Origin of the sequence: Janthinobacterium sp. OK676 (assembly GCF_900103595.1) — a bacterium.
Taxonomy (GTDB): domain Bacteria; phylum Pseudomonadota; class Gammaproteobacteria; order Burkholderiales; family Burkholderiaceae_D; genus Janthinobacterium.
Map to the genome: position 1 here is coordinate 84,811 of NZ_FNHA01000010.1, position 22,564 is coordinate 107,374.

Consider the following 22,564-nt stretch of genomic DNA (forward strand, 5'->3'; position numbering starts at 1 on the left):
GATGTAAGGCGCAAGCCTTCAATCGAAAGGCTCTGCCCAAGGTAGAGCCTTTTTAGTTTTATGGCGGCAAAATTATGAAGTTTATCGACGAAGCAAAAATCGAAGTCATCGCGGGCGATGGCGGCAACGGCTGCGCATCTTTCTGCCGTGAAAAATTCCGGCCTTTCGGCGGCCCCGATGGCGGCGATGGCGGCAAGGGCGGGTCCATCTGGGCCGTGGCCGACCGCAATATCAACACGCTCGTCGATTTCCGCTTTTCCAAAATGCACAAGGCTCGCAATGGCGAGCCTGGCCGTGGCGCAGATTGCTATGGCAAGGGCGCCGATGACATCCATCTGCGCATGCCGGTCGGCACCTTGATCATCGACAACGCGAGCGGCGAAATCCTGGCCGACCTGACCGAACACGGCCAGATCGAACTGCTGGCCAAGGGCGGCGAAGGCGGCTGGGGCAACATCCACTTCAAGTCCTCGACCAACCGCGCGCCACGCCAAAAAGGCGAGGGCAAGGAAGGCGAACGCCGCGAACTGCGCCTGGAACTGAAAGTGCTGGCTGACGTTGGCCTGCTGGGCATGCCGAACGCCGGCAAATCGACCTTCATTTCGGCTGTCTCGAACGCGCGTCCGAAAATCGCCGATTACCCATTTACCACTCTGCACCCGAACCTGGGCGTGGTGCGCGTGTCGCACGAGAAGAGCTTTGTGATCGCCGACATTCCGGGCTTGATCGAAGGCGCTTCCGAAGGCGCGGGCCTGGGCCATCAATTCCTGCGTCACTTGCAGCGCACGGGTCTGCTGTTGCACATCGTCGACCTGGCGCCGTTTGAAACCAACGTCGATCCTGTCAAGGAAGCCAAGGCGCTGGTCAAGGAATTGAAGAAGTACGACGAGTCGCTGGTCGACAAGCCGCGCTGGCTGGTGTTGAACAAGCTCGACATGGTGCCGGAAGAAGAGCGCAAGAAGATCGTCAAGGACTTCCTCAAGCGTTTCGCCTGGAAAGGTCCCGTGTTCGAGATCTCCGCGCTGAACCATCAAGGTTGCCCGGAACTGGTGAATGCGATTTACCAGCATCTGGAAGAGAAGAAACACAGCGAAAGCCGTGCCGAAGAAACGCAGATGACCGAAGAAGCGCGTGGTATCTCGTCGATCGACCCGGATGATCCGCGTTTCAAGATCCTCGACTAAGAGCCTTGCCCTGATGTCGGTACGGATGGCTGCTGCCGCGCCCGCACGCAAGCAAGCGTGGCAGCGCCGAGTATTGCATCTGATCGCGTATGCTTACGGGCTGAGCGCGGTCGCCTGTCTGCTGTTCGCCGATGACATGGCGGCCGGCATGGGCATCTTCCTCAATGGCGTCAACGGCTACAGCCAGTTCTACGCTACTCATGTCGGTGTCTGGGGCGCTACCGCGCTCCTGGCGCTGTTCGCGGCACGGCAGGGCGAACCGCCTGTCCTCGGCGATATCACTGCAATGTTGGTCCTGGCGCAGCCCGCCGGCCGTCTGTTCGCGGCCATCAGCTTCGGCTTGCCCCAGGGTTTTGTGTTGTTCTTGTGCGCAATGGAGCTGACGGCGGGGCTGGTCTTGCTGCTGCTGCGTCCTGCGCGCTGACGTCTATTAAGTGAAGAGCGCCGCCCCATGGATTCCGTGATTCAAAAAGCTACCCGCATCATCATCAAAGTCGGCTCCTCGCTGGTCACCAACGATGGCCGCGGACTCGACCATGCCGCCATCGCGCGCTGGGCCGCGCAGATTTCCGGCTTGCGCGCCCTGGGCAAGGAAGTCGTGCTCGTCAGCTCCGGCGCCATCGCCGAAGGCATGCTGCGCCTCGGTTTCGAGCAGCGCCCCACCGATATCCACGAATTGCAGGCGTGCGCCGCCGTCGGCCAGATGGGCCTGGCGCAAATCTATGAAAGCAGCTTCCGCGCCCACAGCCTGGGCACGGCGCAAGTGCTGCTCACGCACGCCGACCTGGCCGACCGCGAACGCTATCTCAACGCCCGCTCCACCCTGACGACCCTGCTGCGCCTGGGCGTGGTGCCGATCATCAATGAAAACGACACGGTCGTCACCGATGAAATCAAGTTCGGCGACAACGACACCCTGGGCGCCCTGGTCGCCAACCTGATCGAAGCCGATGCGCTCGTCATCCTGACGGACCAGCACGGTCTGTTCTCGGCCGACCCGCGCAAGGACCCGAACGCCTACCTGATCACGCAAGGCATCGCCGGCGATCCGGCCCTGGAAGCGATGGCGGGCGGCGCCGGCAGCAGCCTGGGACGCGGCGGCATGCTGACGAAAATCCTCGCCGCCAAGCGCGCCGCCAAGTCCGGCGCGCATACGATCATCGCCTGGGGCCGCGACAGCGACGTGCTCAGCCGTCTCGCCCAGGGCGAAGCGATCGGCACGCAGTTGCGGGCGCAAACAGGGCAATTGACGGCGCGCAAGCAGTGGATGGCCGATCACTTGCACACGGCCGGCGCCGTCGTGCTGGACGCGGGCGCCGTGCAAAAGCTGCGCCAGGAAGGCAAATCATTGTTGCCGATCGGCGTGACGGGCGTGAACGGCGAATTCGGCCGCGGCGCCGTCATCACCTGCGTCGACGCGGACGGCGCGCCCGTGGCGCGCGGCCTGTCGAACTACACGAGCGGCGAAGCGCGCCGCATCATGCGCAAGCCGTCCACCGAGATCGAGTCCATCCTCGGCTACGTGGAAGGCCACGAGCTGATTCACCGCGACAATATGGTGTTGCTGTAGGTCGGATTAGGTGGAGCCGCCGAGGCCCGAAGGGCCGTAATCCGACAACATTGTTGTCGCGTCCTGTCGGATTACGCGCTGCGCGCTAATCCGACCTACGCAACAACGACAGCGGCCCTTTCGGGCCGTTTTTTTTGGGCTACACCACGGCCGGCATCGGCGACTTGTCCTTGTAGTCGCACAGGTCGGCGATCATGCAATTCCAGCACTGCGGCTTGCGTGCCGTGCACGTGTAGCGGCCGTGCAGGATGAGCCAGTGGTGGGCGTCGTGCAGGAATTCTTTCGGTACGAACTTCAATAACTTTTGCTCGACGATATCGACATTCTTGCCTGGCGCGATGCCGGTGCGGTTCGAGACGCGGAAGATGTGCGTGTCGACGGCCATGGTCGGTTCGCCAAACGCCGTGTTCATGACCACGTTGGCCGTCTTGCGGCCCACGCCGGGCAAGGCTTCCAGCGAGGCGCGGTCGCGCGGCACTTCGCCGCCGTGCTGATCGAGCAGGATCTGGCAGGTGGCGATGACGTTCTTGGCCTTGGTGCGGAACAGGCCGATGGTGCGGATGTAGCTGCTCAGTTCATCGACGCCCAGCGCCAGTATCTTGGCCGGCGTATTGGCGACCGGATACAGCAAACGGGTCGCCTTGTTGACGGACACGTCCGTCGCCTGCGCCGACAGCAGTACGGCGATCAGCAGCTCGAACGGTGTCGTGTATTCGAGTTCCGTTTTCGGGGAAGGATTGGCGGCGCGAAAGCGCGTAAAGATTTCCAGGCGTTTGGCGGCGTTCATGCGTCTTTTTTCGGGCTAGTGGGGGCTGGCGGGGCGGTATCCGTGCTGGCGGCCGCGGCCTTGGCGCGCGCGCGCTCCATGGCGGCGGCGATGATGGCGCGCTTGCGCTCTTTTTCCGCCTGTTCATCTGGCGTCACAGGCACTTCCTGCGTCACTTCGCGCATCTTGGCGACCGCCTTGGCGGCCAGGCGCGCTTCGTTTTCTTCCGTTTCGCGGCGCAAGCGCTGCGTGCGGAAGTCGTGGCGCGCGCGCGCGTCGTCGGCCTCTGCCTGGCTCCAGGCATTCCAGCCCGTGGCGTCGCCGCTGACGGGGTACATGACGATGCAGTCGACGGGGCAGGGCGCCACGCACAGGTCGCAGCCCGTACACAGATCAGTGACCACCGTATGCATCTGCTTGGCGGCGCCGACGATGGCGTCCACCGGGCAGGCCTGGATGCACAGGGTACAGCCGATACACAGCGATTCGTCGATATAGGCGACAGATCGCGGACGTTCGAGGCCGTTGACGGGATTGAGCGGAATGACTTTTTTTCCCAGCAAGCCGGCCAGGCGCGCGATGCCTTGCGCGCCGCCCGGCGGGCACTGGTTGATGTCGGCGCTGCCCGCGGCTATCGCTTCCGCATACGGGCGGCAGCCGTTGTAGCCGCATTTGGTGCATTGCGTTTGCGGCAGCAAGTCTTCGATCTGGTCGGCAAGTGAGGGAGAGGCGGGATGCGGCACGGTCATCTTCGATACGGTAAAACGCCATTATCGGCCATCTGGGGCGCGCACAAGTAAAAACCTGTTTCGTGAGAGGGATTAGATGTGTCGTGGCCGCTTGTTGCAGGCGTGCCGCAATCGTATTTTATTTCCTTTGGGAATGTCAAAGTGCAAATAAACAACTTTGCAATTTCTTTTTTTTGTGGGAGCATGATTTTATCAAGCTCGTTATCAAAAAAAGCCGACCGCCAGTCCTGTTGCCGCATCTGCATTGCAATGCGCGCCAGGCCATAGGAGCCAAACATGCGTTTCCTCCGGACAGTTGGTTTGCCCTTCTGTTTGTTCATGCACGCTGCGCTTGCCCTTGCACACGGGCAGGCGACGTCCCCCATGGCGGCGCCGGGCGCTGCCAGCTCGCGCATCGTCCGCTTCGCGGCGGAAGACTGGCCGCCCTTCATTACCCGCAGCCTGCCTGCCGACGGCATGTCGGGCGCCATGGTCAGCACCGTCTTCGAGCGCCTCGGCTATACGGTCAGGTATGAATATTTTCCCTGGAAGCGCGCCATGCAGTTTGGCCTGGCCAGTCCCCGCTACGCCGGGCTGCTGGCCGTCTGGCGCACGCCCGAACGGGAAAAACTCTGCCACTTTTCTGTGCCGGTTGGTAACACGCAAGGGGTGCTGGCCTACTTGAAGGAAGACGGCGTGCCCGGCGCCACCCTGGCCGAACTGGGCAAGTTGCGCATCGGTACCGTGGCCGGCTATTCGAATGGGGAACAATTCGATGGCATGGTGGCGCGCGGCGAGCTGAAGACGGAAGAGGGCTTGAACGATGCGACGAACCTGAAGAAACTGTTAATCAAGCGCTACCGCGTGATCGTCATCGAGCGCCATGTCCTGCAGCATTTGCTGATGGGGCATAATTTCAGCAAGGCGGAACGGGAACGCATCGGCATCATCGATTCCGTCTTCAAGGAGCGGTCCGTGCATGTGTGCTTCCAGCGCGATGCCGAGGGCGCGCTATGGCAAAAGCGTTTCAACGAGGCAGCACGGGATATTGACACGGCCCGGCTCGAACGCGATTACTGGAAGCGGCTCGACCAGAGCCTGGCGACAGGCCCGGTCCATCCCTGACCTGCCGCGCCGCTGTTGTTCGTTGCCAAAACGAAATATCTAAACACGAAACCATTCGTTCTTGTTTGTTTGTCCATCCTTTAGTCTGCAGCCACTGTGTTGACGACTTTGAAAGGATGTTTTCGTATGCCGCAACTGATGCACAAGCAAGACCCCGCCCCCCGTTTGCGGCAGCTGGCGCACGCCGTCTTGGTAGCCGTGCTCGTGCTGGGAGCGCCCGGCGTGGCCCATGCGCAAGCCACGCCGGCCACCGCCCCGCTCGACACCGTCATCGTCACGGGCGCGCGCGGCACGGGCCGCACGGTGGCCAACAGCGCCGCGCCGATCGACGTGATCAGCGCGCAGCAATTGCAGGCCACGGGCAAGTTGAATTTGCTCGACGCGCTCGATACGGCCTTGCCATCGTTTAACTTGCCGGCCCGCGTGCAGCCTGACCTGGGCAGCATCGTGCGCGCCGGGCAGCTGCGCAACCTCGATCCCTCGCATACCCTGGTGCTGGTCAATGGCAAGCGACGCCATACGACGGCCATCGTCAACGAGGACGGCTTTCCCGGTTCCGTCGCCACCGACCTGGCCCTGATCCCCACGGGCGCCATTGCCCGCGTGGAAATCCTGCGCGACGGCGCTTCGGCCATCTACGGTTCCGACGCCATCGCCGGCGTCATCAACATCATCCTGAAAGCGGACGACAAGGGCAGCTTCGGCACGCAGCTCGGTTCCACCTACGAGGGTGATGGCACGAACGGTTCCGCACGCATCGATGGCGGCACGCGCCTTGGCGAACACGGCTTCGCCCACTTCGGCGCCGAGGTCCAGCGCCAGGGCATCGCCGTGCGCAATTTTGGACTCAATCCCGCTTATCTGTCGTATCCGGCCGTGCGCAACAGCGATGGCCAGCTGGTGAAATTGGGACCGAACAACAGCTTGCCAACCGGTGCGTCGCCGAACCCGGCCGAAGCGAAGCGCAACAGCAATCCGTGGCGCAATACGGGCGTGCCGCAAAGCACGACCGCCTCGCTCAGCGCCAACCTCGGCTATGACCTGTCGAACGAGGTGCAGCTGTACGGCTTTGGCACGTATGCGCACCGCAATGCCCGCTCGGCGCAGAATTTCCGCCTGCCCAATACCATTTTCAATAACAACAAAGGCTTGCTGGCCGTGTATCCGGACGGCTTCACGCCATATGAAACGACGAGCGAAAACGATTTCTCCTTGAGCGGTGGCATCAAGGGCGAGACGGCAGGCTGGAGCTGGGACCTGAGCACGACCTATGGCCGCGATGATATCGACGTGGGCGTGGAGCACTCGGCCAACTACTCGCTCACTTATCCCGGCGGCAAGACCGATTTCGACATCGGCAATCAGCGCTACAGCCGCTCGACGACGAATGCCGACGTGCGCCGTCCCGTGCCGCTGGGCTTGAGCGAGCCGGTGGACCTGAGCCTGGGCCTCGAGTATTCGCATGAAACGCAGCAGCGCCGCGCCGGCGAGCCCGCTTCCTGGCAGGGCAGCGGCTCGTCGGCCCTGGCTGGCTACTTGCCCGTCGACGCGTCCGACACGGCGCGCCACAGCTATGCCGCGTACATCGGCCTGGGCGCGAAATTGACGCCGCAATGGCTGCTCGACACGGCCTTGCGCGCCGAGAAATATTCCGATTTCGGCAGTAAGACGACGGGCCGCCTGTCCGCCCGCTATGACCTCACGCCCGCAGTCGCCGTGCGCGGCACGGTCAGCAACGGTTTCCACGCGCCCAGCCTCGTGACGCAATCGTATTCGAACACCTCCGACCATGCGGGCGTGCCCTATACCCTGGCGCAACCGAATTCCGCCGCCGCAAGGGCCCTGGGCGCGCAAGCGTTAAAACCGGAAAAATCGACGAATCTGTCGGCCGGGCTGACCTTCAATCCCTCGTCCACCCTGCGCCTGGCCGTTGACGCGTATCAAATCAAGGTCAGCGACCGCCTGGGCGTGTCGTCGAATATCGGCATCGACCGCAGCTCGGGCGTGGCGCTCGACGGCAGTGGCCGGCCACTGACGGCGGCGCAAGCGAACGTCATTGAAAACCTGCTGCGCTCGGCGGGGCTGACGGTGGGCAATGGCCTCGTCGCGCATTACTTTGCCAACGTGGGCGACACGCGCACGCGCGGCGTCGATGTCACCGCCGAGGATGTCTTGCGCCTGGCCGATGGCAAGCTGCGCTGGACGGCGGCCGCGAATATCAACCACACGAGCCTGGTTGGCAAGGCGGAACTCCCCGTCGTGCTGCAAGGCTTGCCGAACATCGGCACCCTGAGCAAGTCGGCCGAGTACGATTTGCTCTACCGCGCGCCGCGCGACAAGGAAATCGTCACCCTCGCGTATGAAAAAGCCGGCTGGACATTCAACCTGCGCGAGACGCGTTACGGCAAGCTCAGGCGCCTGAACGTCATCACGGGTGGCGACTACCAGCTGAAAGCCGCTTTCGTGACGGACGTGAGTGTGGGTTACGACATCAGCAAGCGCATCAACGTGACGGTGGGCGCCAACAATGTCTTCAACCAGAAACCGGGCCAGGTGCCGCGCGAGGCGCGCAGCGCCCCGAATCTGGCGCAGTACACGGGCGCCTACGACAACTCTGGCCCATTGGGCGTACTGGGCGGCTATTACTACGCCCGCGCTACCGTCTCATTCTGATTTGCCGTATCCCTCTATCGATCATCAAGAACAGGAAAACCTATGTCTGACAACAATCAACACGCGGCCATCGATCTGGAATGGGCCAATCTTCTTTCGCCGCAACGCCGCACGGTCTTGCGCGGCGGCGGCCTGGTGGCGGCGCTGGCCGCTTCCGGCCTGGCTGGTTCGGCCTTGGCGCAGGAAGCCAAACCGTCGCGTGTAAAACCTGCACCCGGCAAGAGTCCATGGGGCGAGCATACGGACACGGCGCCCACGCCGCGCCCCGTCAGCGTGCGGCCCGGCGAGGAAACCTTGCCGTCGACACCGCGCGCCTACACGGATATCGAGAGCTATCACGCGCACATCTATTTTGACGAAGACAGCTACCTGAAGGCGGCGCTGATACGCAAGTGGGCGGCCGAACGCTTCCAGATCGAACTGGGCGACTGGAACCTGGAGCCGCGCGGCCCGCACGTGACGCCGTCGTTTTATTTCGGTTTCACCAATGACTTGCTGCCCGTGATCGTGCCGTGGCTGCAATTGAACAGCCTGGGGCTGACGATACTGATCCACCCGAACACGGAAGACCCGCGCGCCGATCATCTGTATTACGCGCTGTGGGTGAACCGCTCGCAGCCTGTGAATGGCTATGCGATGAAGAAGCCGGGGCCGGGCGAGCCGCGGGTCGAGCAGATTTTTGTCAATACGCGCCCGACGGTGAAAATCGAAACGTCGCGCGCATGAGGCGGGCATAAAAAAACGCCACGCCGGTGTGAGCCGGCGTGGCGTGTTGGATGGAACTATCCGGATCAGGAATGCTTCTGGATGAATTCACCGATTTTCGGGCAAATGATTTCGCGCCAGCGGCGGCCCGAGAAGATGCCGTAGTGGCCGCATTTCGGCGCCACGAAGTCTTGCTGCATGTCGGCAGGGATGCCGGAGCACAGGTCGTGCGCCGCCTGCGTCTGGCCGGCGCCGGAAATGTCGTCCAGCTCGCCTTCCACCGTGAACAGTGCCACGTTCGTGATGTCTTGCGGACGCACCAGCTGGCCGCCCACTTTCCACGTGCCCTTGGGCAGGCTGAATTCCTGGAATACCGTTTTAATCGTTTCCAGGTAGTACTCGGCCGGCATGTCCAGCACGGCGTTGTACTCGTTGTAGAACTGGCGATGGCCTTCCGCCGGTTCGTCGTCGCCCGTCACCAGGTGCATATAGAACTCGCGGTGGCTTTGCGCGTGGCGGCCCGGGTTCATGGCGATGAAGCCGGCGTGCTGCAGGAAGCCCGGATAGACCTTGCGGCCAAAGCCCGGATAGTTTGGCGGCACCGCGTAGATCACGGTGTTTTCAAACCACGAGAATTTCTTTTCCGTCGCCAGGTTGTTCACTTGCGTGGGCGAGCGGCGCGGGTCGATCGGACCACCCATCATCGTCATGGTTTTCGGCATGTGCGGATCCTTTGCCGTCGCCATCAGCGAGATGGCGGCCAGCACGGGCACGGTCGGTTGACAGACGGAAATCACGTGCAAGTCAGGCGCCAGCAGGCGGATGAATTCCTGCACATAATAAATGTAGTCATCGAGGTGGAACGGGCCTTCCGTCAGCGGTACCATGCGCGCGTCCGTCCAGTCGGTGATGTAGACATCGTGCTCGGCCAGCAAGCCGCGCACGGTGTCGCGCAGCAGGGTCGAGTGGTGACCGGACAGGGGGGCAACCAGCAAAATTTTGGGCTGTTGCAAGCCAGTGCTTTCTTTTTTGAAGTGAATCAGGCGGCAAAACGGTTTTGTCACGACAACGTGTTCGCGGATGTCGACGCTCTCGCCTTGGACGAGAACGGATTTGATGTCGAATTGTGGTTTTTCGTAGTCTTTGCCAAGGCGGTACATCAGCTCGTAGCCGGCTGCGATGCGTTGCGAAAACGGGGTGTGGGCCAGTGGAGAAACCGGGTTGGTAAATAACTTGGAGGACATGTCTGCCCATTGCATCACCGGAGTGAGGAAAGAGCGTTGCAGTTCGTGCAGTTGGTAAAGCATATAGAGTCCTTGTTTGATTCCAAGCGCCAATATCGGCTCAAATATCATAATCCAATTTTACGATATTTGTTGAGGACAAAATGTGCTTTACCGCGCATAGATTCACAGTTTGCGCATAGTTGTGACAGCGCGCCACACTTGCGTGGATAGACCTGCAACGATGCCTTAAAAGCAAAAAAAGCAGCGTTTCCGCTGCTTTCTGTGTATTTTTTTGCCGCCACGCCGCTGCAGGGAAGTATCTCCCCGCAAGAAGCGCCGCCGCAGCTGCCGTGCGCTTAGCGCACCAGCATGTCCAGCTTGTCCTTGACGTCCTTGTATTGCTCGGCTTCCGGCAAGGCAGCCTTCGTCTTGGTGATCGAAGGCCAGTTACGGGCCAGATCGACGTTGATCTTGATGAAGGCTTGCTGGTCGCCCGGCACGTCTTCTTCCGCGAAAATCGCGTTCACCGGGCACTCTGCCACGCAGACGGCGCAGTCAATACATTCGTCCGGATCGATCGCCAGGAAGTTCGGGCCTTCCCGGAAACAATCTACCGGGCAGACATCGACGCAGTCGGTATAGCGACAGGCGATGCAGGATTCGGTGACAACGTGGGTCATAACAGTCCTATCAATTTTTGGGGGAGGTGCTGTAGCGCCTGCAGGAACCTCGACGGCGCATACTAAAGCAAAGCATTGTATTTTAAGGCAATTCGCTATTTCTCACAAATCCCGCTTATATACAATACATATAAGCAAATTCATTTTTTGGCAGTGCCGTTGCCGCGCAGAGCGGGCAATTCAGCGACTATCGGGGACGTTGCCATGAAGAACGCGGCAAGAAAGCGACAGTCGCCCGATGCGGCAAGGGCAGGGCGGGCGGCGTGCCGGCTTGCCGTGTGGTGTTTTTGTTTTACCCAAATCAAGATCGGCACACAATATGTGCCGGAACCGTCAGGCGCTGGCGCGTATCTGCGTCAGCAGTTGCTGCCAACGTGCATTTTCAGGGCTGCCATCCTCGGCGAACGTGATGGTGCGCCGCGCGGTGGGCGCGTCGACGGTGATCTGCCAGTGGGGAATATCGGCACCCACCTGTTCTCCTGTGGCCTGCGGCTGCGTGAAAAAGCCACTGCTGGCCAGTGCCGCTTCCAGTCGGGAGCCAGCCGGATGGGCTTGCGTATCGATCTCATACTGTTCGCTCAGGCCGGCAAAGCCGCCGCTGCTGCGGGCTGAAATTTTCATGTTGCTCCTTGCTGTGGGTGGTGGTGGGACGCGCCACGGCCTGCCGCAGCTGCGGCTGGCATGACGCGGGCGCGCTGGTGCGCTGTTGTATTCGCCGCTGTATTGTTTAGCGGGGACCGTAATCGCGGCACCAGGCGGCCAGCGCTTCGCGCTCCGCTTCGAGCAATTGATCCGACTCGCTGTATTCCGCATGGTTCATGGTACCGCAGCAGGCACGCCTGTCTTGTACGGCGTCGTCTGCGTCGACGACATCGGGGGCGAATGTCATTTGTCCATCTTCCGTCATGGCATTGGCTTTCAATACTTCGCGCACGGTAAAGCTGTTGCGGATGAAGTCCAGGTAGGCGCCGTTGCCGTCAGCCTGGGCGATCGTCAGCATGTGGCCGGCTACGTCGGCATAGGTGGCGGCCTGGTCGGGCGATGCCACCAGGGCGCGCAGGACGAGGCTGCGCAGGTAGTCGCCGCAGCGGTGCAGCACGGCCGCGTCGTCTTCCAGCTGCGGCTGGCGTTCGCGGGCAAAGATGTCGGCCAGGATGTCGTAGATGGCGCCCGTAAACACTTGCGAGATGGCGTGCACTTCCGTGCCCGCTTCCGATAATTTGATGTCGTTGTCGGCATTGCGCAAGCCGTTGGGACGGCCCAGGGCGAGGCCGAACTGTTCGGCCAGGTCGGCCAGGAACGTTTTATCGTGCAAGTCGGATTTCGTTTGCGCGATCACCGCTTCCACCTGGTCCAGCTGCGACAGGGCCAGGAAGATGGCCGTCAGGTCGCCGAACGATTCGTGCAGGCCGCCCGTTTGTGGCGGGTTGTTGCTGAGCAGCCAATTCGGCTTCAAGCCATCGAGCACGGCGTGCCCCGTTTCATGCGAGACGATGTCGAGCGAGCGGCAGGTATAGACGCGCTCGGTGGCGCCGCTGGGGATGAAGTCGCCGAATTTCAGGGCCTTGTCGCTGCGGCTGTAATAGGCATTCATGACATTGGGCAAGCCGTGCGGGAACACGCGCAGCGGTGCCGTGTTGCTGGCGCTGTTCCATTGCCAGGGCAGGGGCGGCGCCGTGTCGTTGCTGGCCAGCGCGCGCTGGTACATGGTGAGCGTCATGCGCACGATGGCGAACGTGTGCACGGCGTCGAACTGGTCGGTGTTGGGCGAAACGATGAAGTCGCCGAAGGCGTTCGGGCTGACCTGCGCGATGCCCGGTTCGCCAAACGTGATGCGCGCGTCGCGCGGACCTTGCAAGATCAGCCCGGGCAAAAAGCTCTTGCGCGTGCCCAGTTCGCTGACGGACGGGTCTTGCTTCCAGATCAGCACGCGCGAACCGACGGGCACGGCGGCCACGTTGCGCACCGTGGCCTCGGTCAGGCGGGGCGGGCCCGGCTGCAGGGTCAGTTGCGCATTCTTGCGGTGCAAACGGTACGGCGCCGAAGGGGTAGGGACATAGCCGACGGGCAGGGACACGCATTTGGTCAGTACGGCTTCGACCGGCACGATGACTTTCTGGTCCATGGTGGTTCTCCAAGACACGCGCAGCTGGAATTGGAATAGTCGTCCCGCTTCGGCGCATCCGGTTTGATACGGCGCAAGCGATGCGTGGAAAGGACGGGCTTTTTTAGCCGTCTGGCGCTCGCTGCCGCCGTGCCAGCCGCATGGCGGCTGGTATGATGCTGGCCGTATTGCACCCGTTTTTATAATAAAAGGATCGTTTGATGGCGGATATAAATATAGTTCAGCAACATAAGCTGACAGCAGCAAGGGCGCGCGAAGCGGCGCAGCAAGTGGCCGACAAGCTGGCCCAGGAATATGACCTGGCGTGCGCCTGGGATGGCGATGTGCTGCGCTTCGAGCGCAGCGGCGTCGATGGGTCGCTGACCCTGGAAAAAGAGCAGGCGCAACTGCAAATCAAGCTGGGTTTCATGCTCAGCGCCTTCGCTTCCACCATCGAAGGCAAGATTGCCGAGAAGATGCGCAAGGTGTTTGCCGAGCCAGCCTGATGGCGTTTTATCCGCTTGTCTGGCGCTCCATTTGGTGGTAAAAAATGAAGCTGCGGCGGAAGGCGAAAAGACGACGAAAACACGTCGCTTTTCGCCTTTTTACCATCTGACTGTACGCTGGCGAACATTGCTAGCACATTTCTATTTGGAAAGCCATTGGACTTTGCTGGCTTTTTGCGTTATACTTGAGTCATATTTACAACAGCTACACCGCGTTTCACCTTCTGCTTCGCAGTACTCCCCACTCGCTGAGTGGTGAATAATTCTTCGGGTTTTACACCCGCATCCAGTTAAAGTAGCTTGGTCGATTTTTTCTTCGGTCAAATACATTTGGTGCCATGTATTTGCATGGCGCTAGCGTTGTTAAAAGTCCTGAACCACAGCCTCTTTTAGCACGCACACGGCACCCCGGCACCGGCCTTGGCCATCCGCTGGTCACACGCGTGTCACCCCCTGTTTCCTGTCGCTCCCGTGCGCTTGTGCGCCGTGGCGTAGCCGACGCAACAGGGTTTGTCGATTCCCGCCGCAAGCTGGCAGCTTGCTGGGTTTCATTCCATTCGTCAAATCGAGGGAGAACCACATCGTGGCAAAACAAATCATTATCGACCATGTGTTCAAAGTGTTCGGCGACAAGCCAGAAGAAGCACTTGAACTCGTTCATCAAGGCGCCAGCAAGCAGGACATCCTGGCCAAGACCGATTGCACCATCGGCGTTTTCGACGCCACCTTTACCATTGAAGCGGGCGAAATCTTCGTCATCATGGGCCTGTCCGGTTCGGGCAAGTCGACCCTGGTGCGCATGCTGAACCGTTTGATCGAGCCGACCGCCGGCCGCATCCTGATCGACGGCAACGACATCAATACCTTGCCGGACGCCCAGCTGCGCGCCCTGCGCCGCAAGGACATCAGCATGGTGTTCCAGTCGTTCGCGCTGCTGCCGCAAATTACCGTGCTCGACAACACTGCCTTCGGCATGGAACTGGCCGGCATGCCAAAAGCCGAGCGCCATGCGCTGGCCCAGCAAGCGCTGGAGCAGGTTGGCCTGGACGGCTACGGCGCCAGCTATCCCGACGAATTGTCGGGCGGCATGCAGCAGCGCGTGGGCCTGGCCCGTGCGCTGGCTTGCGATCCATCGATTTTGCTGATGGACGAAGCGTTTTCCGCGCTCGATCCGATTATCCGTACGGAAATGCAATCGGAACTGCTGCGCCTGCAGCAAATCAAGCGCCGCACCATCGTCTTCATTTCGCATGACCTCGACGAAGCCATGCGCATCGGCGACCGCGTCGCCATCATGAAAGACGGCCACGTGGTGCAAGTGGGCACGCCGGAAGAAATCCTGCGCAAACCGGCCAACGATTACGTGCGCAACTTCGTGCGCGGCGTCGATGCGGCGGCCGTGTTCAAGGCCAGCGATATTGCCCGCAAGAGCCAGATCGTCGTGTCCGAGTCGCCGAGCCGCGGCTCGCGCGCCGCGCTGTCGATGCTGGAAGAGCAGGATCGCGCGTTTGCCTATGTCGTCAATCCGCAGCGCAAGTTCCTCGGCGTCGTGTCGGCCGATTCGCTGCGCAGCGCGCTCGACGGCCATGTTGGTCCGCTGGGCCTGGCGCATGCCTACCTGCCCGACGTGCAGACCATCAATGCGGACGAACCGGTCGCCGGCCTGTTCGGCCAGGTGGCGCAGCTGCCTTACGCCGTCCCCGTGGTGGCCGATGACGGCAGCTTCCGCGGCGCCATCAGCAAGACAACCTTGCTGAAGTTCCTCGACCGCGATACGCCAGCCATTGCCGAACAACAACAGAAAGGACAAGCATGAATCCAAGCACCGTTTCCACAGTAGAAGCTGTTGTTGAACAGCCGGCCGCGCAAATCAATCCCTGGGCGCTGACGCCGCCGGGCGACACGTCCTGGCTGGATGCGGCCGGACCGGCCGTGCAGCCCGAACACGCGGCCTCCGGTTTTCACCTGACGCAGATTTTCGATGGCTCGCTGCCGCTGGAAAGCTGGATCAACCAGGGCCTGGGCTGGGTTGTCGCCCATTTCCGCCCATTCTTCCAGGCCGTGCGCGCGCCGATCGACAGCGTGCTGTCCGGCGTGGAAGGCTTGCTGCTGGCGGCCCCGTCGCTGACGGTCATCGCCATCATCGGCTTGCTGGCGTGGCAATTTACCAGCCGCACCTTGGCCATCGGCACCGTGCTGGCGCTGCTGCTCGTATCGATGCTGGGCATCTGGCCGGAAGCCATGACGACCTTGTCGCTGGTATTGACGTCGCTCGCGTTCTGCCTGGCCATCGGTTTGCCGCTCGGTATTTTCCTTGCCAGCAGCGACCGCGCGCAGAATATCCTGCGTCCCTTGCTCGACGCCATGCAGACGACGCCTGCGTTTGTTTATCTGGTGCCGGTGGTGATGCTGTTTGGTATCGGTAATGCGCCAGGCGTGATCGTGACGATCATCTTTGCCTTGCCGCCGCTCGTGCGTTTGACCAACCTCGGTATCCGCCAGGTGCGTCCCGACCTGATCGAAGCGGCCCGCGCGTATGGCGCCTCGCCGTGGCAGTTGCTGACCCGCGTGCAGTTTCCGCTGGCCATGCCGTCCATCATGGCTGGTATCAACCAGTCGCTGATGCTGTCGCTGTCGATGGTTGTGATCGCCTCGATGATCGCCGTTGGCGGCCTGGGCCAGATGGTATTGCGCGGCATCGGCCGCCTGGACATGGGCCTGGCAACCGTCGGTGGCCTCGGTATCGTGCTGCTGGCCATCACCCTGGACCGCTTGACGCAAGCGATGGGCCAGCCACGCCGCGGCGTGCGCCATTGGTACCAGACGGGGCCTGCCGGTTTCGTGCTGCGCCTGGTGCGCGGCAATACGGAGAAAAATAATGTTGAACAGCAAGCTACGCTGGCCAACGCACAATAAAGGAACCACATGCATCAAATTGACAATTTTAAAGTGACGCAAAAATCGCAACGCAAGTTCCAGCTGTTTTCCGCCCTGGCAATCGCCGCCATGGCCCTGACCACGAGCCTGGCCATGGCGCAGACGTCGGCCGCGTCCGCCGATGCGCTGCCCGGCAAGGGCATCAAGGTGCAGCCGCTGCAAAGCTCGATCGCGGAAGAAACCTTCCAGACCATGCTGGTCGACAAGGCCCTGGAAAAGCTCGGCTACGAAGTGCAGCCGATCAAGGAAGTGGAATATCCGACCGCGCATATCGCGATCGCCAACGGCGACGCCACCTTCATGGCCGTGCATTGGGATCCGATGCACAAGGATTTCTATAACAACGCGGGCGGCGACGCCAAGCTGTTGCGCACGGGCCAGTATGCCGGTCCTGCCGCACAAGGTTATCTGATCGACAAAGCGACGGCCGAGAAGTACAACATCACGAATATCGACCAGTTGCGCGACCCGAACCTGGCCAAGCTGTTCGATCACGATGGCGACGGCAAGGCCGACTTGACGGGCTGCAACCCTGGCTGGGGCTGCGAAGCGCTGATCGAAAACCACATGGATGCGTATAAATTGCGCGAAACGGTAACGCACGTGCAGGGCAGCTATGCGGCCCTGATCGCCGACACCCTGGGCCGCTACAAGCGCGGCGAACCGATTTTGTACTACACGTGGACGCCGTACTGGGTCAGCGGCGTGCTGGTGCCGGGCAAGGACGTGGTCTGGCTGAAAGTGCCGTTCTCGGCCAATCCGGAGAAAGTAAACACGCGTCTGGACAATGGCAGCGATTACGGCTTTGCCGTCAACACGGCGCGCATCGTGTCGAACAAGGCCTGGGCCGAGAAAAACCCGGCGGCAGCCAAGCTGTTCGAAGTGATGCAGCTGCCCGTGGCCGACATCAATGCGCAGAACGAGCGCATGCGCCGCGGCGAAAACACGCAAGCCGATATCGCACGCCATACGGCTGGCTGGATCAAGTTCCACCAGCAAAAGTTTGACGGCTGGATCGCGCAAGCGCTGGCGGCGGCGAAAAAGTAAGTTCTAGCACCGTTTCAACATGAAAAAGTGGCTACCATTTTGGTAGCCACTTTTGCGTTAACGGCCTGTTTTGGTGGTTTTTGGTGAGTTTTTAGCCGTTTTCGGCCAGTTTCAGGTGCAAAATGGGGAAAGGCTGGCCGAACGGGTCGCGTTCGGAGCGGCTTTCCCCGATAAAGCCCAGGTGGCTGTAAAAGCCATGCGCTTGCGTGTTGTGTTCATTGACGTCGACGGCCGTGGCGCCCAGGGCGGCGATGGCGTGCCGTACCAGCGCGCGGCCGGCGCCGCTGCCGCGCTGGTCGGGATGCACGAACAGCATCTCGATCCTGGCGTGTTCGACGCACAGGAAGGCATAGGCGACGCCGTCATCGGCGCGCAGCACGTGCAGCAGGCGTTCGGCCATCACCCTGGCCAGCTCGTCGCGGACGAAGGGCTCCAGGAAGGCGATATCGCTATCGGCGAGGAAATCGTGGGTGGCGCGTACGGACAGGTGCCAGACATCGAACAAGCGGGGCAGGTCGGTGGCATGGGCCACGGAAACCAGGGAATTCGGTGATGGTGTCATGCAGAAATTATACTGCCCCGGAAGGCGCCGGGGCAGGGAGGGACGATCAGTCCTTCAAGTCTTCGATCAGGTCGATGTATTGTTGCTGCGCATCTTCCTTCGAAGTGCCGGCCAGGGCCGCCCAGGCGTCGAACTTGGCGCGATTGACGAAGTCGGTCATGCCAGGACGCTCGCCCGTGGCGTCACCGCTCGACGCTTGCTTGAACAAGGCGTAGATTTTCAACAAGGTCATATTGTCCGGACGCTCGGACAGGGTCTTGGAATCGAGCTGCGCTTGTTCGAATTGCTCTTGTAAACTCATGATGGCTCCTGTGTGCTGATGGAATCGCTGGAAAAGTGCGGCAGGCCCGGCGGAGTGGCCACCGTGCGTGCTGCAGTGCCTGACATCATAGTGAAAAAAGGGCGCCGTGCATTAGAGGACACCCTCAAAACAAAAACGCCGCCGCTGAGTGAACAGGGGCGGCGCCTGGCGCGGTCGTTGGAGCGCAGCCTTCAGCTTCTTATACGCCCAGCAGTTCGACGTCGAAAATCAGGGTGGCGTTCGGTGGAATCACGCCGCCGGCGCCGCGCGCGCCATAGCCCAGTGCCGCAGGGATGATCAGCTGGCGCTTGCCGCCCACTTTCATGCCCTGCACGCCTTCGTCCCAACCCTGGATGACGCGGCCGGCGCCCAGCGGGAATTCGAATGGATCGTTGCGGTCCTTGCTCGAGTCAAATTTTGAACCGGCGCTGCCGTCGTCGTTTTGCAGCCAGCCCGTGTAATGCACGACAACATTGTTGCCGGCTTGCGCTTCAGCGCCTTCGCCAACGACGGTATCGATGTATTGCAGGCCGGAAGCGGTAGTGGTGGTGGTCATGATAATCCTTGTGTAGGCGATGAAAGCTTCAGATTGTAGAGCAATGAGTTGCAAAGCGCCATTCCAGGCCCGGTGCGGGAAAAAGGGATAATTTCGGCGATGTGTGGCTGCCGCTCGCATTTAAGGGGGGATTTCACACAATAAATACAGTGTTCCACGTAAAATGCATGTTTTGTATTTAACAGTGATTTCTTCCATGTTCCGCAGTCTACGCCGCCTTGTTTTTTCCTCGCTGTGCCTGGTTTCCGCAATATCGACGGCGCAAGCCGAAGTGGTGGTGGTGCTCAATTCCCGTGATGCTACGGTGCAACTGCTGGACCAGAAAACCTATGCTCCCCTGTCCACCTTTGCCGTCGGCAAGGAACCGCACCATCTGATGGAAACGCCCGATGGCAAGTCGCTGATCGTCGCCAGTTCCGTCGGCAATGAGCTGATTTTCCTCGACCCCGTGTCGGGCCAGATCCAGCGCCGCATCAGCAACATCCTCGACCCGTACCAGATCGGCTTTTCGCCGGACCAGAAGTGGTTCATCTCGAATTCGCTGCGCCTGGACCGCATCGACCTGTACCGCTACGACGGCAAGAACCTGACCCTGGCCAAGCGCATCGCGCTGCCGAAACTGCCCAGCCACATGGCGTTCACGGCCGACAGCACCATGGCTTTCATTACGCAGCAGGGCAGCAACCAGGTCAGCGCCATCGACCTGGCCACGCAAACCGTCAAATGGACGATGCCCGTCGGCCCCGCGCCGGCCGGCATCACGATGACGCCCGATGGCAAGCATTTGCTCGTCGGTATCATGGGCAGCGATTACGTGGAAGTGATCGACTGGCGCACGCAAAAGACCGTCAAGCGCATCAAGGCGGGCGCCGGCACGCACAATTTCCGCGCGCTCGGAGACAACCGCATGACGTTCGTCTCGAACCGCGTGTCGAACACGATCAACATCATCGACCAGCAAACCCTGGAAAACGTGGGCACCATCAATGTGCCGGGCGGCCCCGATTGCATGGAAATCACGCCGGACGGCAAGACCATGTGGGTGACCCTGCGCTGGATCAAGAAAGTGGCCGTGATCGACCTGACCACGCGCAAGGTCATCAAGACGATACCGGTGGGCCGCTCGCCCCATGGCGTGTATTTCGCCACCCACTCGCCGCGCATGTAATGGCGGGTGTGATGATGAAACGCTTCATTTTCGCGGGCCATGCGCCCGCCATGCTGCTGTGCGCCAGCGCCATGCTGTCGCCCGCGCATGCCGCCGCGCCGGCACCGGCAGCACAGCCCCCAACCGCATCTTCCGCCCCGGCCGCCTGCAAGGGCACCATCTACATGACCTTCGACACGGGCAGCCAGTCGCAAGCGCAACTGATCGCCGACGTGCTCAATCGACGCCATGTGAAGGCGACCTTCTTCCTGGCCAACGAAAAGACGACGCGCGGCGACTATTCGCTCGACCCCTCTTGGGCGCAGTACTGGAAAGCCCGGGTCGCCGAAGGCCATGCGTTCGGCACGCATACGTTCGACCACGTGTACTGGAAGAAGGATCTGGCCAACGGCTTGATCCAGGTCAAGCCCCAGTTCGGCAAGGATGGCGGCAAGCTGGCCTCGTTTAGCGATAAACAGTTCTGCGAGGAATTGCGCCGCGTCGATACGCGCTTCCAGGAGCTGACCGGCCGCAAGCTCGACCCATTCTGGCGCGCGCCGGGCGGCTACACGTCGCCGCGCACCCTGGCGGCCGGCAGCGCTTGCGGCTACCAGCACGCGGGCTGGGCGCCAGCGGGCTACTCGGGTGATGAGCTGCCCAGCGACAAGTATCCGAACGCCATGCTGCTGAGAAAAGCGCTGGCGAACTTGCGCAGCGGCGACATTTTCATTTCGCACATGGGCATCTGGTCGCGCAAGGATGCGTGGGCACCGGCCAACCTCGATGCCTTGATTTCCGGCTTGCAAGACAAAGGATTCTGCTTTGCCACCCTGCGCGAGCATCCTGCCTACGCGCAAAAGAAGGGCCAGCCATGATGGCCGCCGACATCCTCGGCTTCGTCACGCCCGTGATCGATGCCGTGGTCGACGCCTTTGGCGTGGCGCAAGGCTGGCTGTTCCAGACTATCGTCAATCCGCTCGTGTATCACCTGGGCTTTGGCGAATTCACGGAAGAAGCGTTCGAGGGCACGGAATGGCTGCTGATCGGCTTGTGCGAACTGGTGCTGCTGTTTCTCGTACTGCGCCCGCTCGAGGCCCTGATTCCCGCGCAAAAGATCACGGATCCGCGCGCCCGCTGGAACGATTTCATTTACACGGTGCTGCACCGGATCGGCCTGTTTTCCGTGCTGGTGTTTTTCACGCTCGATCCGCTGATGGATGCGCTGGCGGGCGCCTTGCGTTTCGATGACATCCATCCCTTGAACCTGGAATCGCTGTTGCCCGGCATCAGCCCCTTGCTCAGTTTTATCATTTATTTTGTGATACTGGACTTCGTCGATTATTGCTACCATCGGGCTTCGCACCACTTCGGCTGGTGGTGGGGCTTGCACAGCCTGCACCACAGTCAGCAAAACATGAATCTGTGGAGCGACGACCGCAACCACCTGCTCGACGACTTTCTGCGCGACGTGGTGATGGCCCTGGTGGCGCTCGGCATCGGCGTGCCGCCGGGCCAGTACGTGTTGCTGGTGTCGATTTCGCGCATCCTGCAAAGCTTGCAGCATGCGAATGTGAGGATACACTTCGGCCGCATCGGCGAGCGGCTGTTGATCTCGCCCCGTTTCCACCGCACGCACCATGCGATCGGCGTGGGGCACGAATCGAAAGGCAAGGGCAGCATGGGCGGTTGCAACTTCGGCGTCGTCTTGCCGATTTGGGATATGCTGCTGGGCACCGCGAATTTCTCGGCCGGCTATGCGCGCACGGGCGTGCGCGACCAGCTGGCCCGCATCGACAGCAAGGGCATGGGCCGGCCGGGACGCAACTATGGCCGCGGCTTCTGGCAGCAGCAATGGCTGGGCCTGCGCCGCATGGTGGAATTTGCAAGAATCAAACGAAAAGGACGCCGTTGATGCGTAATGTGTTGAATTCGTATGGCCGCGCCTTGCTGTCGCAATTGCATGGCCGGATATTGCTGCTGAGCGTGGCGCCATTCATCCTGTCGCTGGTGCTGTGGGGCGGCCTGTTGTACGTGGGCCTGCAGCCGCTGATCGACAGCCTGCATGCGCTGTTCACGCAATACGATTTCTTCCGCACCAGCGGCCAGGTGCTGTCCACCTTTGGCCTGGGCACGCTGAAGGCCGTCATCGTGCCGCTGATCGCCATGTTCATGCTGCTGCCGCTGATGATCCTGACGGCGCTGATCTTCATGGGCCTGTTTGCTATGCCGGCCATCGCCCGCCACGTGGGCGGGCGGCACTATCCGCAACTGGACAAGAAGCATGGCGGCAGCCTGCTCGGCAGCGTCGGCACCTCGCTGGCCACCTTTTTGCTGTTTATTATCGCCTGGGTCATCCTGCTGCCCCTGTACGCGTTTCCGCCTGCCGCCCTGGTGGGGCAAGCCGTGCTGTGGGGCTGGCTGACCTATCGCGTAATGGCGTATGACGCCATGGCCGACTACGCCAGCGCGGAAGAGCGCCACGCCATCATGCGCGAACAGCGCTGGCCCCTGCTGGCCATCGGCATGGTGTCCGGCGTGGCTGGCGCCGTGCCGGGCATGCTGTGGATGGGCGGCGTCATGGCCGTGGTGTTCTTTCCCTTCCTGGCGGCGTTCGCCATCTGGCTGTATGTGCTGATCTTTATTTTTACGGGTCTGTGGTTCCAGTATTACTGCCTGGAAGCACTGTCGCGTTTGCGGGGCGTACGCGGCATGACCGACGTGGCGCCAGCGGACGCTTGAGTATTTTA

At 61.3% G+C, this 22,564-nt stretch carries 24 protein-coding genes; 14 read left to right on the forward strand and 10 right to left on the reverse strand.

The features are described 5' to 3' along the window. Positions 1-74 precede the first annotated feature (74 nt). Genes obgE through proB form a run of 3 tightly spaced genes read left to right on the forward strand, consistent with a single transcriptional unit; the run spans position 75 to position 2,754 of the window. Positions 75-1,184 (forward strand): GTPase ObgE, encoded by a 1,110-nt coding sequence (obgE, locus tag BLU39_RS19405; protein WP_071325171.1) that lies wholly within the window; start codon positions 75-77, stop codon positions 1,182-1,184. A gap of 13 nt (positions 1,185-1,197) precedes the next feature. Further along, positions 1,198-1,608 carry a hypothetical protein gene (locus BLU39_RS19410; RefSeq protein ID WP_092715902.1) on the forward strand — a complete coding sequence of 137 codons (411 nt, stop codon included), beginning with the start codon at positions 1,198-1,200 and terminating at the stop codon, positions 1,606-1,608. Between the two features lie 27 nt (positions 1,609-1,635). Then, positions 1,636-2,754, forward strand: a complete 1,119-nt coding sequence (proB, locus tag BLU39_RS19415; RefSeq protein ID WP_092715905.1) for a glutamate 5-kinase — start codon at positions 1,636-1,638, stop codon at positions 2,752-2,754. A 139-nt stretch (positions 2,755-2,893) separates the two neighbouring features. Here the strand turns inward: proB and nth are convergent, their stop codons facing one another. From nth to BLU39_RS19430, 3 genes are read right to left on the reverse strand one after another with little or no spacing between them, the layout of a single operon-like run. Next, a complete protein-coding gene (nth, locus tag BLU39_RS19420; RefSeq protein WP_092715907.1) occupies positions 2,894-3,541 on the reverse strand; it encodes an endonuclease III in 648 nt (215 codons plus the stop codon). After that, positions 3,538-4,269 (reverse strand): electron transport complex subunit RsxB, encoded by a 732-nt coding sequence (gene rsxB, locus BLU39_RS19425; RefSeq protein ID WP_092715909.1) that lies wholly within the window; start codon positions 4,267-4,269, stop codon positions 3,538-3,540. The genes nth and rsxB overlap by 4 nt, the downstream gene beginning before the upstream one ends. Then, the gene (locus BLU39_RS19430) at positions 4,266-4,589 is read right to left on the reverse strand and encodes a hypothetical protein (RefSeq protein ID WP_139178374.1); all 324 of its coding nucleotides are present in this window, start codon (positions 4,587-4,589) and stop codon (positions 4,266-4,268) included. The genes rsxB and BLU39_RS19430 overlap by 4 nt, the downstream gene beginning before the upstream one ends. Positions 4,590-4,632: 43 nt before the next feature. Between BLU39_RS19430 and BLU39_RS19435 the strand changes: the two genes are divergently transcribed. The 3 genes from BLU39_RS19435 (at position 4,633) to BLU39_RS19445 (ending at position 8,772) form a co-directional block, all read left to right on the forward strand. Then, positions 4,633-5,373: a substrate-binding periplasmic protein gene (locus tag BLU39_RS19435; RefSeq protein ID WP_092715913.1), complete on the forward strand. Its 741-nt coding sequence runs from the start codon at positions 4,633-4,635 to the stop codon at positions 5,371-5,373. 126 nt (positions 5,374-5,499) lie between these two features. Further along, positions 5,500-8,046 (forward strand): TonB-dependent receptor plug domain-containing protein, encoded by a 2,547-nt coding sequence (locus BLU39_RS19440; RefSeq protein ID WP_092715915.1) that lies wholly within the window; start codon positions 5,500-5,502, stop codon positions 8,044-8,046. Positions 8,047-8,088: 42 nt separating this feature from the next. Continuing rightward, the gene (locus BLU39_RS19445) at positions 8,089-8,772 is read left to right on the forward strand and encodes a DOPA 4,5-dioxygenase family protein (protein WP_092715917.1); all 684 of its coding nucleotides are present in this window, start codon (positions 8,089-8,091) and stop codon (positions 8,770-8,772) included. A 65-nt stretch (positions 8,773-8,837) separates the two neighbouring features. Here BLU39_RS19445 and BLU39_RS19450 read toward each other — a convergent pair whose 3' ends face one another. From BLU39_RS19450 to BLU39_RS19465, 4 genes are all read right to left on the reverse strand, one after another. After that, positions 8,838-10,058, reverse strand: coding sequence for a polyhydroxyalkanoate depolymerase (locus BLU39_RS19450; RefSeq protein ID WP_092715919.1), 1,221 nt, complete (start codon positions 10,056-10,058; stop codon positions 8,838-8,840). 275 nt (positions 10,059-10,333) lie between these two features. Next, complete coding sequence (fdxA, locus tag BLU39_RS19455; protein ID WP_010395176.1) at positions 10,334-10,657, reverse strand: ferredoxin FdxA; 324 nt, start codon at positions 10,655-10,657, stop codon at positions 10,334-10,336. Positions 10,658-10,990: 333 nt separating this feature from the next. Then, on the reverse strand, positions 10,991-11,278 hold the full coding sequence (locus BLU39_RS19460) for a protealysin inhibitor emfourin (protein WP_092715921.1): 288 nt from the start codon (positions 11,276-11,278) through the stop codon (positions 10,991-10,993). 106 nt (positions 11,279-11,384) lie between these two features. Further along, positions 11,385-12,782 carry a gluzincin family metallopeptidase gene (locus BLU39_RS19465; RefSeq protein ID WP_092715923.1) on the reverse strand — a complete coding sequence of 466 codons (1,398 nt, stop codon included), beginning with the start codon at positions 12,780-12,782 and terminating at the stop codon, positions 11,385-11,387. A gap of 200 nt (positions 12,783-12,982) precedes the next feature. Between BLU39_RS19465 and BLU39_RS19470 the strand changes: the two genes are divergently transcribed. The 4 genes from BLU39_RS19470 (at position 12,983) to proX (ending at position 17,251) form a co-directional block, all read left to right on the forward strand. Then, positions 12,983-13,267, forward strand: a complete 285-nt coding sequence (locus BLU39_RS19470; RefSeq protein WP_092715925.1) for a polyhydroxyalkanoic acid system family protein — start codon at positions 12,983-12,985, stop codon at positions 13,265-13,267. A 583-nt stretch (positions 13,268-13,850) separates the two neighbouring features. Further along, complete coding sequence (gene proV / locus BLU39_RS19475) at positions 13,851-15,083, forward strand: glycine betaine/L-proline ABC transporter ATP-binding protein ProV (RefSeq protein ID WP_035828675.1); 1,233 nt, start codon at positions 13,851-13,853, stop codon at positions 15,081-15,083. Continuing rightward, entirely contained in the window at positions 15,080-16,183 is a 1,104-nt protein-coding gene (gene proW / locus BLU39_RS19480; protein WP_092715927.1) for a glycine betaine/L-proline ABC transporter permease ProW, read from the forward strand. The genes proV and proW overlap by 4 nt, the downstream gene beginning before the upstream one ends. A 9-nt stretch (positions 16,184-16,192) precedes the next feature. Then, a complete protein-coding gene (gene proX / locus BLU39_RS19485; protein ID WP_092715929.1) occupies positions 16,193-17,251 on the forward strand; it encodes a glycine betaine/L-proline ABC transporter substrate-binding protein ProX in 1,059 nt (352 codons plus the stop codon). Between the two features lie 91 nt (positions 17,252-17,342). Here the strand turns inward: proX and BLU39_RS19490 are convergent, their stop codons facing one another. The 3 genes from BLU39_RS19490 to BLU39_RS19500 form a co-directional block, all read right to left on the reverse strand. Continuing rightward, positions 17,343-17,813 (reverse strand): GNAT family N-acetyltransferase, encoded by a 471-nt coding sequence (locus BLU39_RS19490; protein WP_092715930.1) that lies wholly within the window; start codon positions 17,811-17,813, stop codon positions 17,343-17,345. Positions 17,814-17,859: 46 nt separating this feature from the next. Next, positions 17,860-18,114 (reverse strand): acyl-CoA-binding protein, encoded by a 255-nt coding sequence (locus BLU39_RS19495; protein WP_034760268.1) that lies wholly within the window; start codon positions 18,112-18,114, stop codon positions 17,860-17,862. 199 nt (positions 18,115-18,313) lie between these two features. Further along, on the reverse strand, positions 18,314-18,670 hold the full coding sequence (locus BLU39_RS19500; protein WP_034760263.1) for an FKBP-type peptidyl-prolyl cis-trans isomerase: 357 nt from the start codon (positions 18,668-18,670) through the stop codon (positions 18,314-18,316). Positions 18,671-18,866: 196 nt separating this feature from the next. On the opposite strand from BLU39_RS19500, the gene BLU39_RS19505 reads away from it, so the two are divergent. Genes BLU39_RS19505 through BLU39_RS19520 form a run of 4 tightly spaced genes read left to right on the forward strand, consistent with a single transcriptional unit; the run spans position 18,867 to position 22,556 of the window. Further along, a complete protein-coding gene (locus BLU39_RS19505) occupies positions 18,867-19,838 on the forward strand; it encodes a YVTN family beta-propeller repeat protein (protein WP_070312776.1) in 972 nt (323 codons plus the stop codon). A gap of 11 nt (positions 19,839-19,849) precedes the next feature. Further along, positions 19,850-20,692 carry a polysaccharide deacetylase family protein gene (locus BLU39_RS19510; protein ID WP_232731310.1) on the forward strand — a complete coding sequence of 281 codons (843 nt, stop codon included), beginning with the start codon at positions 19,850-19,852 and terminating at the stop codon, positions 20,690-20,692. After that, positions 20,692-21,729: a sterol desaturase family protein gene (locus BLU39_RS19515; RefSeq protein WP_092716201.1), complete on the forward strand. Its 1,038-nt coding sequence runs from the start codon at positions 20,692-20,694 to the stop codon at positions 21,727-21,729. The genes BLU39_RS19510 and BLU39_RS19515 overlap by 1 nt, the downstream gene beginning before the upstream one ends. Then, positions 21,729-22,556, forward strand: coding sequence for an EI24 domain-containing protein (locus tag BLU39_RS19520; RefSeq protein ID WP_092715931.1), 828 nt, complete (start codon positions 21,729-21,731; stop codon positions 22,554-22,556). The genes BLU39_RS19515 and BLU39_RS19520 overlap by 1 nt, the downstream gene beginning before the upstream one ends. Positions 22,557-22,564 lie beyond the last annotated feature (8 nt).